General features: G+C 60.7%; 12 protein-coding genes. 3 read left to right on the top strand and 9 right to left on the bottom strand.

Annotated features, from left to right (window positions below):
- Positions 1–219: 219 nt before the first annotated feature.
- The 7 genes from rutG to rutA are packed head-to-tail and all read right to left on the bottom strand — an operon-like array spanning position 220 to position 5,641.
- Complete coding sequence (gene rutG / locus K7H21_RS17265) at positions 220–1,542, bottom strand: pyrimidine utilization transport protein G (RefSeq protein ID WP_223035251.1); 1,323 nt, start codon at positions 1,540–1,542, stop codon at positions 220–222.
- Between the two features lie 21 nt (positions 1,543–1,563).
- Positions 1,564–2,058, bottom strand: coding sequence for an NADH-dependent FMN reductase RutF (gene rutF / locus K7H21_RS17260; RefSeq protein WP_223035250.1), 495 nt, complete (start codon positions 2,056–2,058; stop codon positions 1,564–1,566).
- A gap of 9 nt (positions 2,059–2,067) precedes the next feature.
- Complete coding sequence (locus K7H21_RS17255) at positions 2,068–2,658, bottom strand: malonic semialdehyde reductase (RefSeq protein ID WP_142469657.1); 591 nt, start codon at positions 2,656–2,658, stop codon at positions 2,068–2,070.
- A complete protein-coding gene (rutD, locus tag K7H21_RS17250) occupies positions 2,655–3,458 on the bottom strand; it encodes a pyrimidine utilization protein D (protein WP_049113022.1) in 804 nt (267 codons plus the stop codon). The genes K7H21_RS17255 and rutD overlap by 4 nt, the downstream gene beginning before the upstream one ends.
- On the bottom strand, positions 3,455–3,847 hold the full coding sequence (gene rutC / locus K7H21_RS17245) for a pyrimidine utilization protein C (protein WP_004131297.1): 393 nt from the start codon (positions 3,845–3,847) through the stop codon (positions 3,455–3,457). The genes rutD and rutC overlap by 4 nt, the downstream gene beginning before the upstream one ends.
- Positions 3,840–4,550 (bottom strand): pyrimidine utilization protein B, encoded by a 711-nt coding sequence (gene rutB / locus K7H21_RS17240; protein WP_004131298.1) that lies wholly within the window; start codon positions 4,548–4,550, stop codon positions 3,840–3,842. The genes rutC and rutB overlap by 8 nt, the downstream gene beginning before the upstream one ends.
- Positions 4,550–5,641 (bottom strand): pyrimidine utilization protein A, encoded by a 1,092-nt coding sequence (rutA, locus tag K7H21_RS17235; protein WP_087829303.1) that lies wholly within the window; start codon positions 5,639–5,641, stop codon positions 4,550–4,552. The genes rutB and rutA overlap by 1 nt, the downstream gene beginning before the upstream one ends.
- Before the next feature lie 286 nt (positions 5,642–5,927).
- Here rutA and rutR point away from each other — a divergent pair, with 286 nt between their 5' ends.
- A complete protein-coding gene (gene rutR / locus K7H21_RS17230; protein WP_004131301.1) occupies positions 5,928–6,566 on the top strand; it encodes an HTH-type transcriptional regulator RutR in 639 nt (212 codons plus the stop codon).
- On the opposite strand, the gene K7H21_RS17225 is transcribed toward rutR, so the two are convergent.
- Together K7H21_RS17225 and putA are read right to left on the bottom strand one after the other, a co-directional pair.
- Positions 6,563–6,958 carry a lysozyme inhibitor LprI family protein gene (locus tag K7H21_RS17225; RefSeq protein ID WP_004131302.1) on the bottom strand — a complete coding sequence of 132 codons (396 nt, stop codon included), beginning with the start codon at positions 6,956–6,958 and terminating at the stop codon, positions 6,563–6,565. The two genes, rutR and K7H21_RS17225, sit on opposite strands and share 4 nt — an antisense overlap.
- Before the next feature lie 193 nt (positions 6,959–7,151).
- Positions 7,152–11,114 (bottom strand): trifunctional transcriptional regulator/proline dehydrogenase/L-glutamate gamma-semialdehyde dehydrogenase, encoded by a 3,963-nt coding sequence (putA, locus tag K7H21_RS17220; RefSeq protein WP_223035249.1) that lies wholly within the window; start codon positions 11,112–11,114, stop codon positions 7,152–7,154.
- A gap of 427 nt (positions 11,115–11,541) precedes the next feature.
- On the opposite strand from putA, the gene putP reads away from it, so the two are divergent.
- Positions 11,542–13,050 carry a sodium/proline symporter PutP gene (putP, locus tag K7H21_RS17215; protein WP_049114834.1) on the top strand — a complete coding sequence of 503 codons (1,509 nt, stop codon included), beginning with the start codon at positions 11,542–11,544 and terminating at the stop codon, positions 13,048–13,050.
- 112 nt (positions 13,051–13,162) lie between these two features.
- A complete protein-coding gene (locus K7H21_RS17210) occupies positions 13,163–13,597 on the top strand; it encodes a DUF3574 domain-containing protein (RefSeq protein WP_223035248.1) in 435 nt (144 codons plus the stop codon).
- Positions 13,598–13,665 lie beyond the last annotated feature (68 nt).

The following is a 13,665-nucleotide window of genomic DNA, read 5'->3' as shown; positions in this document are numbered from 1 at the left end:
GGGGTTAATCTCCCGGGCCCGACCCCATCACCCTCGCCGCCGACGTCACGTCGGCGGTTTTTTTTCTCTTCGCAGCTGCCGTTGAGCGGGAGGAACGCCCGGCTCACGGCGTAAACGCCTTAACCGGGCTACGGGTTTACCGTTGCCTGCGGACCGGTATCCGGGGCAAGGCGCGTTAAGCGCCGCTTCCGTTAACGGGTCTTCAGGCGTCGCACGCTTTCATACCGGGGTGACGTTGGTTTGCCCGGCCTCACGCGGACGGCGGTTAAGCAGAGCGTGCAGCAGGATCGCGCCGAAGGTGGCCGTACCGATCCCGCCGAGGGTGAAGCCGCCGAGAGAAAGCGCGAAATCGCCCGCCCCCAGCACCAGCGTCACCGCCACCATAATCAGATTCGCGTTCTGACTCAAATCCACGCGGTTCTGCACCCAAATTCGCGCGCCCGCGACGGCAATCAGGCCAAACACCACAATCGATGCGCCGCCGATCACCGGTCCCGGAATGGTATGGATCAGCGCGCCGAATTTCGGTGAAAATCCAAGCAGCATCGCAATCAGCGCCGCCGCGACGAACACCAGCGTTGAGTACACTTTGGTGACCGCCATTACGCCGATATTCTCCGCGTAGGTGGTCACCCCGCTGCCGCCAACCGAGCCGGAAAGCATCGTTGCCAGTCCGTCGCCGACGAACGCCCGCCCCATATACGGGTCCATATTGCGTCCGGTCATCCCGGCCACCGCCTTCAGGTGACCGAGATTTTCCGCCACCAGAATCACCGCTACGGGGGCGATCAGCATCATCGCCTGGCCGTTAAAGGTCGGGGCGGTTATCTGCGGCAAGCCAAACCACGCTGCCTGCGCAAGCAAGCTAAAATCCAGGGGCTTGCCCAGCCCGAGGCCGTTGGTCAACAGCGCGTAGAGCGCGCAGGCGATAATCAACCCGACGAGGATCAGCAGCCGCTGCAGCATTCCGCGGGTAAACACCGCCACCAGACCGATGCACAGCACCGTCAGCACCGCCATCCAGCCGTCAAATGGCGTCGCTGATACGCTGCGCACCGCGATTGGCGCGAGGTTAAGACCGATCGCCATGACTACCGCGCCGGTGACTACCGGCGGCATCAGCCGCTCGATCCAGCGGGTGCCGATTTTCATCACCACCAGGCCAATCAGGGTATAAACCAGTCCGCAGAGAATAATCCCGCCCAGCGCGACGCTGAGGTGCGGGTTAAGCCCCTGGCCGTTGAAGCCGGTGACGGCGATCACCACGCCGACGAAGGCGGCGCTGGAGCCCAGGTAGCTCGGCACGCGCCCGCCGGTAACCAAAAAGAACAGCAGGGTGCCGACGCCGGACATCAGGATCGACAGATTGGGATCCAGCCCCATCAGGATTGGCATCAGAACGGTTGCGCCAAACATCGCCACCGCGTGCTGCACGCCCATCACCATGGTTTGTCCGACCGACAGCCGTTCATCGGGAGCGACGACGCCGGAGGCGGCGGAGGGGGAGGTTAACTGCCAGCGAGGAAAATCGAAGAGAGCCATGATGAGATCCTGGGTTTAGGGTTAACAGGCTGGACGCATCAGCGTGTGGTAGCCGCGGTCGAACCACATCAGTCCGCGCGGGTTTGGATGGCGTACAATCGCCGCCACTTCGCAAAACAGAATGTCATGAGTCCCGACGCTGACGATCTGGCTGATGCGGCAGTCGAAGCTGACCAGCGCCGCTTCCAGACGCGGGCAGCCGGTCGCGCCGGTTTGCCAGTCGGCGGCGGCGAAGCGCTCCGCCATCGGCGTTTTACCGCCGAAAACGTTCGAGAGTTCTTCCTGGCCAGCCGCCAGGGTGTTGACGCACAGTGCCTGGTGCTGGCTGAAGATCGGCCACACCGAGGCGGAGCGATTCAGGCAGACCAGCAGCGTGGGCGGCGCGTCGGTGACGCTGCAGACTGCGCTGGCGGTAAAGCCGGCGCGGCCAGCCGGACCATCAGTGGTGATAATGTTCACCGCCGCCCCGACGTGGGCCATGGCGTCGCGAAAGCTTTGTTTATCGGCAAGAGACATACGGGCTCCTTATGCCAGCTGGCAGGCATCATCAAACGGCAGACGCGGCAGGCGGCCATACAGCTTGCCGGGATCGCCGTAGCCGATATTGATCAGCAGGTTGCTCTTCCAGGCGCCGTCGGCAAAAAACGCCGCATCGACTTTGTCGCGGTCAAAGCCCGACATCGGGCCGGTGTCCAGGCCCAGTGCGCGGCAGGCGAAAATCAGGTATGCCGCCTGCAGTGAGCTATTGCGAAAGGCGGTTTCCTCCGCCATCTGCGGGCTGGAGGTAAACCAGCTGCGGGCGTCGCCGTGGGGGAACAGCTCCGGCAGCCGATCGTAAAATGCGCGGTCCCAGGCGATGATAGCGGTGACCGGCGCCTGCATGGTTTTCTCGACATTGCCGCTCGACAGGGCCGGGCGCAGCTTCGCTTTGCCTTCCACCGTGCGCACGAAGACGATGCGCGCCGGGGAGCAGTTGGCGGAGGTCGGCCCCATTTTCAGCAAGTCGTAGACTTCACGCAGTTGCTCGTCGCTGACCGGCTTATCCAGCCAGCCGTTGTGGGTTCGGGCCTCGGTAAACAGCGCGGCGCAGGCGGCCGGGCTAATGGCTTCGCTCATAGGTTCTCCTGGGGGACGGGCAGCATCGCGGCCAGCCCGTCGCATAAAATAGGGTTAAAGGTGGCGGTATCGGTGACGTTGCAGGCGTGGCCGCCCCAGGCCATTTCCGCCAGCTGGCTGCCGGGGATTGCCGCCTGAAGCACCCGGGAGCAGGAGGCCGGGACCAGCAGATCGTCAGCGGCGCTGATAATCAGCGTCGGACAGGTTATCGCTGCCGCCCGGCGCGAAAAGTCGGCCTGCTTGAGGGCGTTCAGCCTCTTCAATAGATTCTCTTTGCCCTGGAAATGGCTGATGGCGAGCGCGTCTTCGGCCTCCAGCCGCGGCAGGCGCGAGGCCATCCACTCCGCCGGGTAGAGGAACAGCGGCTGCGCCTCCACCCATGCCTGCGCGCCGCCCGCGTGCAGCAGGCGTTCGCGTACCAGGAAGCAGCGGCGGGTATGCGGGGAGAGCGTCAGCCAGCCATTTACCAGTACCAGGGCGCTTATCGCTGCGGGATAGTCCAGCGCCAGCTGTAGGCCAATTAGCGCGCCCAGGGCGTGGCCGACCAGCGCAAAACGTTCGATTCCCGCCGCCTGCAGCGCCGCGTTAAGCTCCTGCGCCATGGCCGCCATGCTGTAGCCTGTCGGCAGCGGGCCGCCGTTTTCGCCGGTGCCGTTATGGTCATAGCTCACCAGCTGATAGTGCGGTTCGAGCGCCGCCCGCTGCGGTAGCCAGTAGCCGCCCGCACCGCCGAGCCCGGCGCTCAGAACCACCACCGGCGCGCCCGGATAAGGCGCCGGGGAGATGTTCAGCTTCATCATGCCGGTTTCCCGATATGCGCGACGGTCGCTATCTCCACCAGCGCATCGGGCTTCACCAGCCCGCACTGAATGCAGAAACGCGCCGGTTTGTCGCCGGGGAAGAACTCCGCGTAGACCTCATTAATCGCGGCGTAGTTTTTCCAGTCGGTGATAAAAATGCTGTTGAACGTCACATCCGCCATACTGCCCCCCGCCGTCTCGATAACGCTCTTGATGGTTTCCAACACGTGGCGGGTTTGCGCCTTTGGGTCGCCGATATACACCACGTTGTTTTGCTTATCGAACGGCAGGGTGCCAGAGACGTAAACCACGCCGTCGGCCAGCGTGCCCGGGACAAATGGGGCGATAGGCGTGGTGGTGCCTGGCGGAATAATCACCTGTTTAGGCATAACGTTTCTCCTCGGAAAAGGCGCGCGGCGCGGCGGGCTCAAGGGCGGTACAGAAGCTGGCGACATCGCTGACCCAGCCAAAGAAGGTTTCAATATTGAACAGCGCGGCCTGCTGGGCGAACGCTGGACCGGCCTGATGGGTGGCGTCCTCCAGCACGATGCCGAAATATTCGAGGAAGAAGCCGTCGCGCAGGGTTGATTCCACGCATACGTTGGTGGCAATACCAGTAAACACCAGATGGCGGATGCCGCGGCTGCGCAGGATACTGTCGAGCGCGGTGTTAAAGAAGCCGCTGTAGCGCGGTTTCGGCAGCACGATATCGCCGGGCAGCGGTTTCAGCTGATCGACCAGCTGGTAGTCCCAGCCGCCTTTTGCCAGCAGCTTACCCTGCAGCTCCGGGTTCTTACGCATGGTTTTCAGCGCGTTGGATTTATGAAAATTCGGCGAGCCGGGGCCGCCTGCTTCTACGTACTGGTCGTCCCAACCGTTCTGGAACCAGATAATCAGCATCCCGGCGGCACGCGCGGCGGCCACGGCGAGGTTGATATTGTCGATAACCGGTCGGGTGGCGGAAACGTCAAATCCGGCGAGGTCGAGATAGCCGCCCTGGCTGGCGTAGGCGTTCTGCATATCGACGACGATCAGCGCGCTCTGCTGCGGCGCGAAGGTCAGGGATTCCGGGCGAGCGGGTAGGGTAATCATCAGGCAACCTCTTGAGTCATGGTGGCGATATGGTCGCGGCAGCGCATCAGCGGCTGAATGCGCTGACCAAAAGCTTCAATTCCGATCAGGAAATCATCAAACGTCAGCAGCACGCCGTCGGTGCCGGGAACTGCCGCCACTTCGTCGAGCATGCGGGCGACGCTGGCGTAAGAGCCGACAAGGGTACCCATGTTGATATTGACCGCCGAGGTGGGGTCGGCCATCTGGCGCACGTTGGTGTCGCTGCCGGAACGGGTGTCTTTCTGGCTCTGTTCGGTAAGCCACGCCAGCGCCTCGTCATCGGCGCCGGCTTTGTAATGATCCCATTTGGCGCGGGCCGCCTCGTCGGTCTCGTCGGCGATCACCATAAACAGGACGTAGGAGCCGACGTCGCGGCCGGTTTTTTCCGCCGCCTGCATCATGCGCGCGGCGGTGGGGGCGAAGGCGGCTGGGGTGTTGACCCCTTTACCGAAGCAGAAGTTGTAGTCCGCGTGCTGGGCGGAGAACGCCATACCGGCGTCGCTTTGCCCGGCGCAGATCACTTTCATCGGCTGCGACGGCTGCGGGCTGACGCGACAGTCGTTCATGGTGAAGTAGTCGCCTTTAAAGTCGCTACGCCCGGTCCCCCACAGATCGCGCAACACCTGGACATATTCGGTGAGATAGTCGTAGCGGCTGGCGAAGTAGTCGTCGCCCGGCCACATACCCATCTGCTCGTATTCGGGTTTTTGCCAACCGGTCACCAGATTGACGCCAAAGCGGCCGCCGGAAATGGAGTCGATGGTCGAGGCCATGCGGGCGACGATCGCCGGTGGCAGCGTCAGCGTGGCGGCGGTAGCGTAGATCTGAATGCGCGAAGTGACGGCAGCCAGCCCGGCCATCAGGGTGAAGGACTCCAGATTATGATCCCAGAATTCGGTCTTACCGCCGAAGCCGCGCAGTTTAATCATCGACAGCGCGAAATCGAAGCCGTAGTGTTCGGCTTTTTGCACGATGGCCTTATTCAGCTCAAACGTCGGCATGTACTGGGGAGCATGGGTGGAAATCAGCCAGCCGTTATTACCAATCGGAACGAAAACACCAATTTTCATACCTACCTCTCTGCATGTCGTTGAACAAGAAGGCGCGCGGCGCTGCATCCTGCATCTCCCTCAATCACCTCGCCTGAAAAATAAAGCAAAGGCGATGCCAGTTTTACAAAGGCTAATGTTATTAATGTGTTACTGGATGGTTGCCGAAAATAGCAGCAATAAAAGTGGACTGAATGGTCAAAATCGGTGCACGAAAAAACCGCAGTCGTGCGCAATCAGGGTGCAGAGAGTCGTGTCGGCGCTGGGCATTTGCTATGCTGATGGCGTGAAAAGAAGGAGATGACGAATGGCACAGGGCAGCGTGAAAAAGATCGGCAAACGTTCACTGGCGGTGAGCGCGAAAAAAGAGGCGATCCTGGCCGCCGCGCTCGATGCGTTCTCGCAGTTTGGTATCCACGGTACGCGGCTTGAGCAGGTCGCCGAGCTGGCCGGGGTATCGAAAACGAACCTGCTCTACTACTACCCGTCGAAAGAGGCGCTGTATATTGCCGTGCTGCAGCAGATTCTGGCTATCTGGCTGGCGCCGCTGAAGGCCTTTCGCGAAGATATCAGCCCGCTGGTGGCTATCGGCGAATATATTCGCCTCAAGCTGGAGGTGTCCCGCGATCACCCGCAAGCGTCAAGGCTGTTCTGCCTGGAGATGCTGCAGGGCGCGCCGCTGCTGATGGGTGAACTGACCGGCGATCTGAAAGCGCTGGTGGATGAAAAGTCGGCGATTATTTCCGGCTGGGTCGAGAGCGGCCGGCTGGCGCCGGTTGACCCGCAGCATCTGATCTTTATGATCTGGGCGACCACACAGCATTACGCCGATTTCGCCACTCAGGTTGAGGCGGTAACCGGCGCGACGCTGCGCGATGAGACGTTTTTTCAGCAAACCGTCGATAATGTCCAGCGGATGATTATTGAAGGGATCCGCGTGCGTTAATTGGCGGGCGGCAGCGGGCAGCTCTGATCGCCATCCTCGCACTGCAGCAGCGAGGCGAGGAACGACTCGCGCTCGACGGTTTTATCGGACATGCACTGGTTGATCAGCATCGGCTGTACGCTGCCGCCCTCAGCGCCGGAGGCGAGGAACTGACAGTCGGCGTCGCGTAGCGCAATCCACGACAGCTGCGCTTTTTTCAGCAATTCCTGCTGCTTGCCGGAGGCGCGCTTCAGCGCTTCCTGATACGTTTCATTTAATTTTTTGTCGTCAGCCTGGTACTGCGCGGCGGTGCACTGGTTCATTTCCGTTTGATTGCTGGCGTTGCTGCATTCGTCCGCCAGCGCATGGGTGCTTGCCAGCAGCGCGGCAAAAGCGAGTAAAGTGCGTTTCATTGGTCAACTCCCATAAAAAAAGCTCCCGTCCGGGAGCCTTAATTAACCACAGCCTGCGTCTGGTGTCATTAGCTGACATCGTGCCGTCTGCTTTCCCGGGCCCGGCGCAAAGCGCTTTGCCCGGGCTACAGGTACGCGCGGCCTGCGTTGGGGTAGCCCGGGTAAGGCATCAGCCGCAACCCGGGAAGCAGGCTTAGCCAATCGTCATCAGGCTGGCGTTGCCGCCGGCCGCGGCGGTATTGACGCTGAGCGAACGTTCAATATAGAGGCGCTCCAGCAGCAGATTGCTCTCGCCGCGGGCGAAGCCCTGCACCGAAACGATCGCGCCATCGCGCGCCGCTACCTGTTCGCACAGCTCCCGCAGCTGATCGGAATCGCCGTGGTAGATAACCGCATCGAAAGGCTCGGTCGTCAGGGTTTCTGCTTTGGCGAAGTGGATCCGCTCGCTGACCTCTCGCGGCAGCTTTTTCGCCAGCTCGCGCTGCAGAGGGGCGTCCGGCCACAGCACTTCGCAGCCAACGGCGGTCACGCCCGCCAGCTGGGTGAGCGCATCCTGCTCATTATCGGCCACGCACAGCACCCGGTCGCGCGGCATAAAGGTCAGGGTGTTGCGCTCGCCGGTTGGCCCCGGCAGCAGACGCTGGGTTCCGGCCTGCGCCTGCTCGCTGAACTGCTGGCACAGAGCCTGCAGTTCCGGGCGATCCGCCGCCCACTGCTGTAAAGCGACCAGCGGTTTTTCCAGCAGCGTCTTCAGCTGCGCGTCCAGCGGGTACTCCGCGTCCTGGCGGGCGAGGGTGATCCCGACGGCGTTCTGCGGGCGGCTGGAGAGCAGTCGGTACAGATACAGCGGACCGCCGGCTTTTGGACCGGTACCCGACAGGCCCTCGCCGCCGAACGGCTGCACGCCGACCACGGCGCCGACCATATTGCGGTTGACGTACAGGTTGCCGACGTTGGCGCTGCCGGTGACCTGAGCGATGGTTTCGTCAATACGGGTATGCACGCCGAGGGTCAGGCCGTAGCCGGAGGCGTTGATCTGCTCGACCAGCCCGTCCAGCTCGTTGCGGTTATAGCGCACCACGTGCAGCACCGGACCGAAGACCTCTTTTTTCAGCTCGTCGAAGCTGTCGAGCTCGATAAGCGTCGGCGGAACGAAAGTGCCGCTGGTCCATTCGCGGGAATCTTCGCCGTTTTCGCGCACCGCCTGGAAGACTTTGCGCCCTTTGGCGCGCAGCGTCTGGATGTGGCGCTCGATATTCTCTTTGGCTTCGGCGTCAATCACTGGCCCGATATCGGTAGTCAGACGGCCCGGGTTACCCATCCGGCACTCGGCCATCGCGCCGCGCAGCATGGTCAGCGTATGGTCGGCGATATCATCCTGCAGGCAGAGTACGCGCAGGGCGGAGCAGCGCTGTCCCGCGCTGTCGAACGCCGAGGCGAGTACGTCAATCACCACCTGCTCGGTTAATGCTGAAGAGTCGACGATCATCGCGTTCATGCCGCCGGTTTCGGCGATCAGCGGCGTCGGGCGGCCCTGAGCGTCAAGCCGGCTGGCGATGTTGCGCTGCAATAGGGCGGCGACTTCGGTAGAGCCGGTGAACATCACGCCGCGTACGCGCTCGTCGGAAGTTAGCGCGGCGCCGACGGTTTCCCCGCGGCCCGGCAGCAGTTGAATAACGCCCGGCGGCACGCCCGCTTCCAGCAGGATAGCCACGCCCTGAGCGGCGATGAGCGGCGTCTGCTCGGCGGGTTTTGCCAGCACGGTATTGCCGGCCGCCAGCGCGGCGGCAATTTGTCCGCTAAAGATCGCCAGCGGGAAGTTCCACGGACTGATACAGACGACCGGGCCCAGCGGGCGATGAGTTTCGTTGTCAAAATCGTTACGCACCTGACCGGCGTAGTAGTGGAGAAAGTCCACCGCTTCGCGCACTTCGGCAATCGCGTTGCTGAAGGTTTTCCCCGCTTCGCGTACCAGGATGCCCATCAGAGTCGGCATCTGGCCTTCCATCAGCACCGCGGCGCGTTCGAGGATCGCCGCGCGCTCCTGCGGCGGGGTGGCGAACCAGATTGGCGCGTTGTTAACCGCGCTGGTCAGCGCCTGCTGGACTTCGTCATCGGTGGCTTCGCGCACGTAGCCGACGATATCTTTTGGCTCCGCCGGGTTCACGACCGCCTGCATTTCGCCTTCGGCCACCGGGTGCTCCAGCATCGGCAGCGCCTGCCATTTATGCAGCGCGCTGTTTAATAACGAGGAGGAGAGTGAGGCCAGACGATGCTCGTTGGCGAGATCCAGGCCGGCGGAATTGCTGCGCCCTTGACCGTAAAGATCGCGCGGCAGCGGGATTTTCGGGTGTGGCAGACCCACCTGACCTTCCTGCTGGGCCAGTTTTTCCACCGCGGCGACCGGGTCGGCAACCAGCTCATCCAGCGGCAGGGTGCTGTCGGCGATACGGTTAACAAATGAGGTGTTGGCGCCGTTTTCCAGCAGACGGCGCACCAGATACGCCAGCAGCGTTTCGTGGGTGCCAACCGGCGCGTAAATACGGCACGGGCGGTTCAGTTTGCCATCGGCGACCTTACCGGTGACCTGCTCGTACAGCGGCTCGCCCATGCCGTGCAGGCACTGGAATTCGTACTGTCCAGGGTAGTAGTTCTGCCCGGCCAACTGATAAATCGCCGCCAGGGTGTGGGCGTTATGGGTTGCGAACTGCGGGTAGATCAGGTTCGGCACCGCCAGCAGCTTTTTCGCGCAGGCCAGATAGGAGACGTCGGTGTAGACCTTGCGGGTATAGACCGGATAGCCTTCAAGGCCGTCCATCTGCGCGCGTTTGATTTCGCTGTCCCAGTAGGCGCCTTTTACCAGACGAATCATCAGGCGACGACGGCTGCGGGTGGCGAGGTCGATCAGGTAGTCAATCACGAACGGGCAGCGTTTCTGGTAGGCCTGGATCACAAAGCCAATCCCGTTCCAGCCCGCCAGCTCCGGCTCAAAGCAGAGTTTTTCCAGCAGATCGAGAGAGATCTCCAGCCGATCGGCCTCTTCGGCGTCAATGTTGATGCCGATATCGTACTGGCGCGCCAGCAGGGTCAGCGACTTCAGGCGCGGGTACAGCTCTTCCATCGCCCGGTCGTACTGGGCGCGGCTGTAGCGCGGGTGCAGCGCGGAGAGCTTAATCGAAATGCCCGGTCCTTCATAAATGCCCCGTCCGTTGGAGGCTTTGCCGATGGCGTGGATCGCCTGCTGGTAGGAGACCATATAGGCCTGGGCATCGTCGGCGGTCAGCGCCGCTTCGCCCAGCATATCGTAGGAGTAGCGGAAGCCTTTGTCTTCCAGCTTGCGGGCGTTGGCCAGCGCTTCGGCGATGGTTTCGCCGGTAACGAACTGCTCGCCCATCAGACGCATCGCCATATCGACGCCTTTGCGGATTAGCGGTTCGCCGCTCTTGCCGATAATGCGGTTCAGCGAGCGCGACAGGCTGGTTTCGTTATGGGTCGAGACCAGCCTGCCGGTAAACAGCAGTCCCCACGTGGCGGCGTTGACGAACAGCGACGGGCTGCGGCCGATATGCGACTGCCAGTTGCCGTTGCTGATTTTGTCGCGGATGAGGGCATCGCGGGTGGCTTTGTCCGGAATGCGCAGTAGGGCTTCCGCCAGGCACATTAGGGCCACGCCTTCCTGCGAGGAGAGCGAGAACTCCTGCAGTAGGCTCTGAACCATTCCGGCGCGGCCGCTGGCGGTTTTCTGATTGCGCAGCTTTTCCGCCAGCTGATACGCGAGCTTGTGCGCCTGTTCGCCGAGAGTCTGCGGCAGGCGAGCCTGCTCCAGCAGCATCGGTACGGCGTCGGTTTCGGCCCAGCGCCAGGCGGCGGTGATCGACGCGCGGGAAACGGACTGCGGCAGGATCTGCTCGGCGAAATCGAGGAAGGGCTGATAAGGTTCGTCAGCCGGGTTACCGGCCTCATTGCTTTCGTTGGCCGCGCCTGACAGCAGCGCCGGCAGCTCCGGCAGCGTCTCGTCATTTTCCAGCTTTTCCAGATAGTTGAAAATGGCCTGTTTAATCAGCCAGTGCGGCGTGCGGTCAATACGGCTCGCCGCGGATTTAATGCGTTCGCGCGTCGCGTCGTCAAGTTTTACACCCATGGTGGTGGTGCCCATGTCAGGAACTCCTGTAATAGAACGTCTTCGTGCCAAGATGAGGTTGCGTAGAAATATCTACCATGTTGCAACTTTGTGCAACCTTGTTAATTGATAAATGTGTGGCAGGTAGTAAAACGCCGGTAATGTTAAAAATAATGACGAAAATAGCAGGTATTTATCCCCTGTCTAATAAGGTATTTCTATGCGTCAGTTAACACTTTTGCGTGGTGCAACCGTTAAAAACGTGAGAGAGTGCAACCTATAACAAAATGAAGTTTGGTCCTGGAAGCATTTCGTGTAAATGCTGTGTTAAATCGTTTGTGAAAAAACAAAGCTTCCGTCAGGATACGGTCGCCCAATACAACCAATAGGCCATTGCCCCGTTCCGGTAGTGGATAAAACGACAAATTTGGACGCTGTCGACAAAAATTCTGGAGATTTTTACATGGCTATTAGCACACCCATGTTGGTGACTTTTATTGTTTATATTTTTGGCATGGTACTCATCGGTTTTATTGCATGGCGTTCGACAAAGAACTTTGATGATTATATTCTCGGCGGCCGCAGCCTTGGCCCATTCGTCACCGCGCTCTCCGCCGGGGCCTCAGATATGAGCGGCTGGCTGCTGATGGGGCTGCCGGGGGCGATATTTATTTCCGGTATTTCCGAAAGCTGGATTGCCATTGGCCTGACGTTAGGCGCATGGATTAACTGGAAGCTGGTGGCGGGGCGTTTGCGGGTGCATACCGAGGCGAATAATAACGCCCTGACGCTGCCGGATTATTTTACCGGCCGCTTTGAAGATCAAAGCCGCGTGCTGCGAATTATCTCGGCGCTGGTGATTTTGTTATTTTTCACCATCTATTGCGCTTCCGGTATTGTGGCCGGCGCGCGTCTGTTTGAAAGCACCTTTGGCATGAGCTACGAAACCGCGCTGTGGGCTGGCGCGGCGGCAACCATTATTTATACCTTTGTCGGCGGCTTCCTCGCGGTGAGCTGGACCGATACCGTTCAGGCCAGCCTGATGATATTCGCCCTGATCCTGACGCCGGTGATGGTGGTGATTTCCGTCGGCGGTTTTGGCGATTCCCTGGAGGTGATTAAGCAAAAGAGCATCGAGAACGTTGATATGCTCAAGGGCCTGAACTTCGTGGCGATTATTTCGCTGATGGGCTGGGGGCTGGGCTATTTTGGTCAGCCGCATATTCTGGCGCGCTTTATGGCGGCGGATTCGCATCACAGCATCGTTCACGCTCGTCGCATCAGCATGACCTGGATGATCCTCTGCCTGGCAGGTGCCTGTTCCGTCGGCTTTTTTGGTATTGCGTACTTCAATAACAACCCGGCCCTTGCCGGTGCGGTTAATCAGAACGCCGAACGCGTCTTTATCGAACTGGCGCAAATTCTCTTCAATCCATGGATTGCCGGGATCCTGCTGTCGGCGATCCTGGCGGCGGTGATGTCGACCCTGAGCTGCCAGCTGCTGGTGTGCTCCAGCGCGATTACCGAAGATCTGTATAAAGCGTTTTTGCGTAAAAATGCCGGTCAGAAAGAGCTGGTATGGGTAGGACGCTTTATGGTGCTGGTCGTCGCGTTAATTGCGATCGCCCTGGCGGCCAACCCGGAGAACCGCGTACTGGGCCTGGTAAGCTACGCGTGGGCAGGCTTTGGCGCGGCGTTTGGCCCGGTAGTGCTGTTCTCGGTGATGTGGTCACGAATGACCCGTAACGGCGCGCTGGCCGGGATGATCATCGGCGCGGTCACGGTCATCGTCTGGAAGCAGTTCGGCTGGCTGGGCCTGTATGAAATCATCCCTGGCTTTATCTTTGGTAGCCTGGGGATTGTGGTCTTCAGCCTGCTGGGTAAAGCGCCTTCCGCCGAGATGCAGCGACGCTTTGCCGAAGCGGACGCCCATTATCACTCCGCGCCGCCGGTGCGCGCGACCGCCGAGTAAGCCCCTGCAACCCCATCAAGCCCGCGCTCTGCGGGCTTTGTTATTTATGCCTCTTGCTAATCGTTTGAAAATACGCTGATATCTCAGCACAAATAACAATGAGGGTAGCGAAATGAGTTTCAGACAGGGGACAGTGGCGCTGGTGCTGGCAGGATTATTGAGCGGCTGCGTAGCGCCTGCCGCGAAGACCACCCCGGCGGTCGATGCAAACGCCTGCCCGGCGGATAACGCGATGGTGCAAACCACGCTTTATTTCGGCTTAAGCCGTCCGGCCGGGAAGGATATCACCGCTCAGGAGTGGCAGCAGTTCGTTGACCGCGACGTGACGCCGCGCTTTCGCGATGGTCTGACGGTCTTTGACGCGCGCGGGCAGTGGCTGGGCAATGACGGTACCGTGGCGCGCGAGCAGAGCAAGGCGCTGATGCTGATTCACGGTAAAGATGCGAAGAGCGAAGAGGGGATTGAGGCGCTGCGCACTACCTATAAATCACGCTTTGCGCAGGAGTCGGTGATGCGCGTTGACCAGCCGGTGTGCGTACATTTTTAACTTGAATCCGATGACATTCCCGGGTAAGGCGCTCTGCGCCGCCCCCGGGATAACAGGCCAAACGCGCT

This window comes from Klebsiella sp. CTHL.F3a (assembly GCF_019890895.1).
Lineage (GTDB): Bacteria > Pseudomonadota > Gammaproteobacteria > Enterobacterales > Enterobacteriaceae > Klebsiella > Klebsiella grimontii.
This window is presented reverse-complemented; position numbering and strand designations above follow the sequence as displayed.

What these genes read in the sequence shown, in the direction of transcription:
- putA (WP_223035249.1), bottom strand. Translation starts at nt 11,114, where the DNA reads ATGGGCACCACCACCATGGGTGTAAAACTTGACGACGCGACGCGCGAA.
- K7H21_RS17225 (WP_004131302.1), bottom strand. Translation starts at nt 6,958, where the DNA reads ATGAAACGCACTTTACTCGCTTTTGCCGCGCTGCTGGCAAGCACCCAT.
- K7H21_RS17210 (WP_223035248.1), top strand. Translation starts at nt 13,163, where the DNA reads ATGAGTTTCAGACAGGGGACAGTGGCGCTGGTGCTGGCAGGATTATTG.
- rutG (WP_223035251.1), bottom strand. Translation starts at nt 1,542, where the DNA reads ATGGCTCTCTTCGATTTTCCTCGCTGGCAGTTAACCTCCCCCTCCGCC.
- rutF (WP_223035250.1), bottom strand. Translation starts at nt 2,058, where the DNA reads ATGTCTCTTGCCGATAAACAAAGCTTTCGCGACGCCATGGCCCACGTC.
- rutR (WP_004131301.1), top strand. Translation starts at nt 5,928, where the DNA reads ATGGCACAGGGCAGCGTGAAAAAGATCGGCAAACGTTCACTGGCGGTG.
- rutC (WP_004131297.1), bottom strand. Translation starts at nt 3,847, where the DNA reads ATGCCTAAACAGGTGATTATTCCGCCAGGCACCACCACGCCTATCGCC.
- rutD (WP_049113022.1), bottom strand. Translation starts at nt 3,458, where the DNA reads ATGATGAAGCTGAACATCTCCCCGGCGCCTTATCCGGGCGCGCCGGTG.
- putP (WP_049114834.1), top strand. Translation starts at nt 11,542, where the DNA reads ATGGCTATTAGCACACCCATGTTGGTGACTTTTATTGTTTATATTTTT.
- rutA (WP_087829303.1), bottom strand. Translation starts at nt 5,641, where the DNA reads ATGAAAATTGGTGTTTTCGTTCCGATTGGTAATAACGGCTGGCTGATT.
- K7H21_RS17255 (WP_142469657.1), bottom strand. Translation starts at nt 2,658, where the DNA reads ATGAGCGAAGCCATTAGCCCGGCCGCCTGCGCCGCGCTGTTTACCGAG.
- rutB (WP_004131298.1), bottom strand. Translation starts at nt 4,550, where the DNA reads ATGATTACCCTACCCGCTCGCCCGGAATCCCTGACCTTCGCGCCGCAG.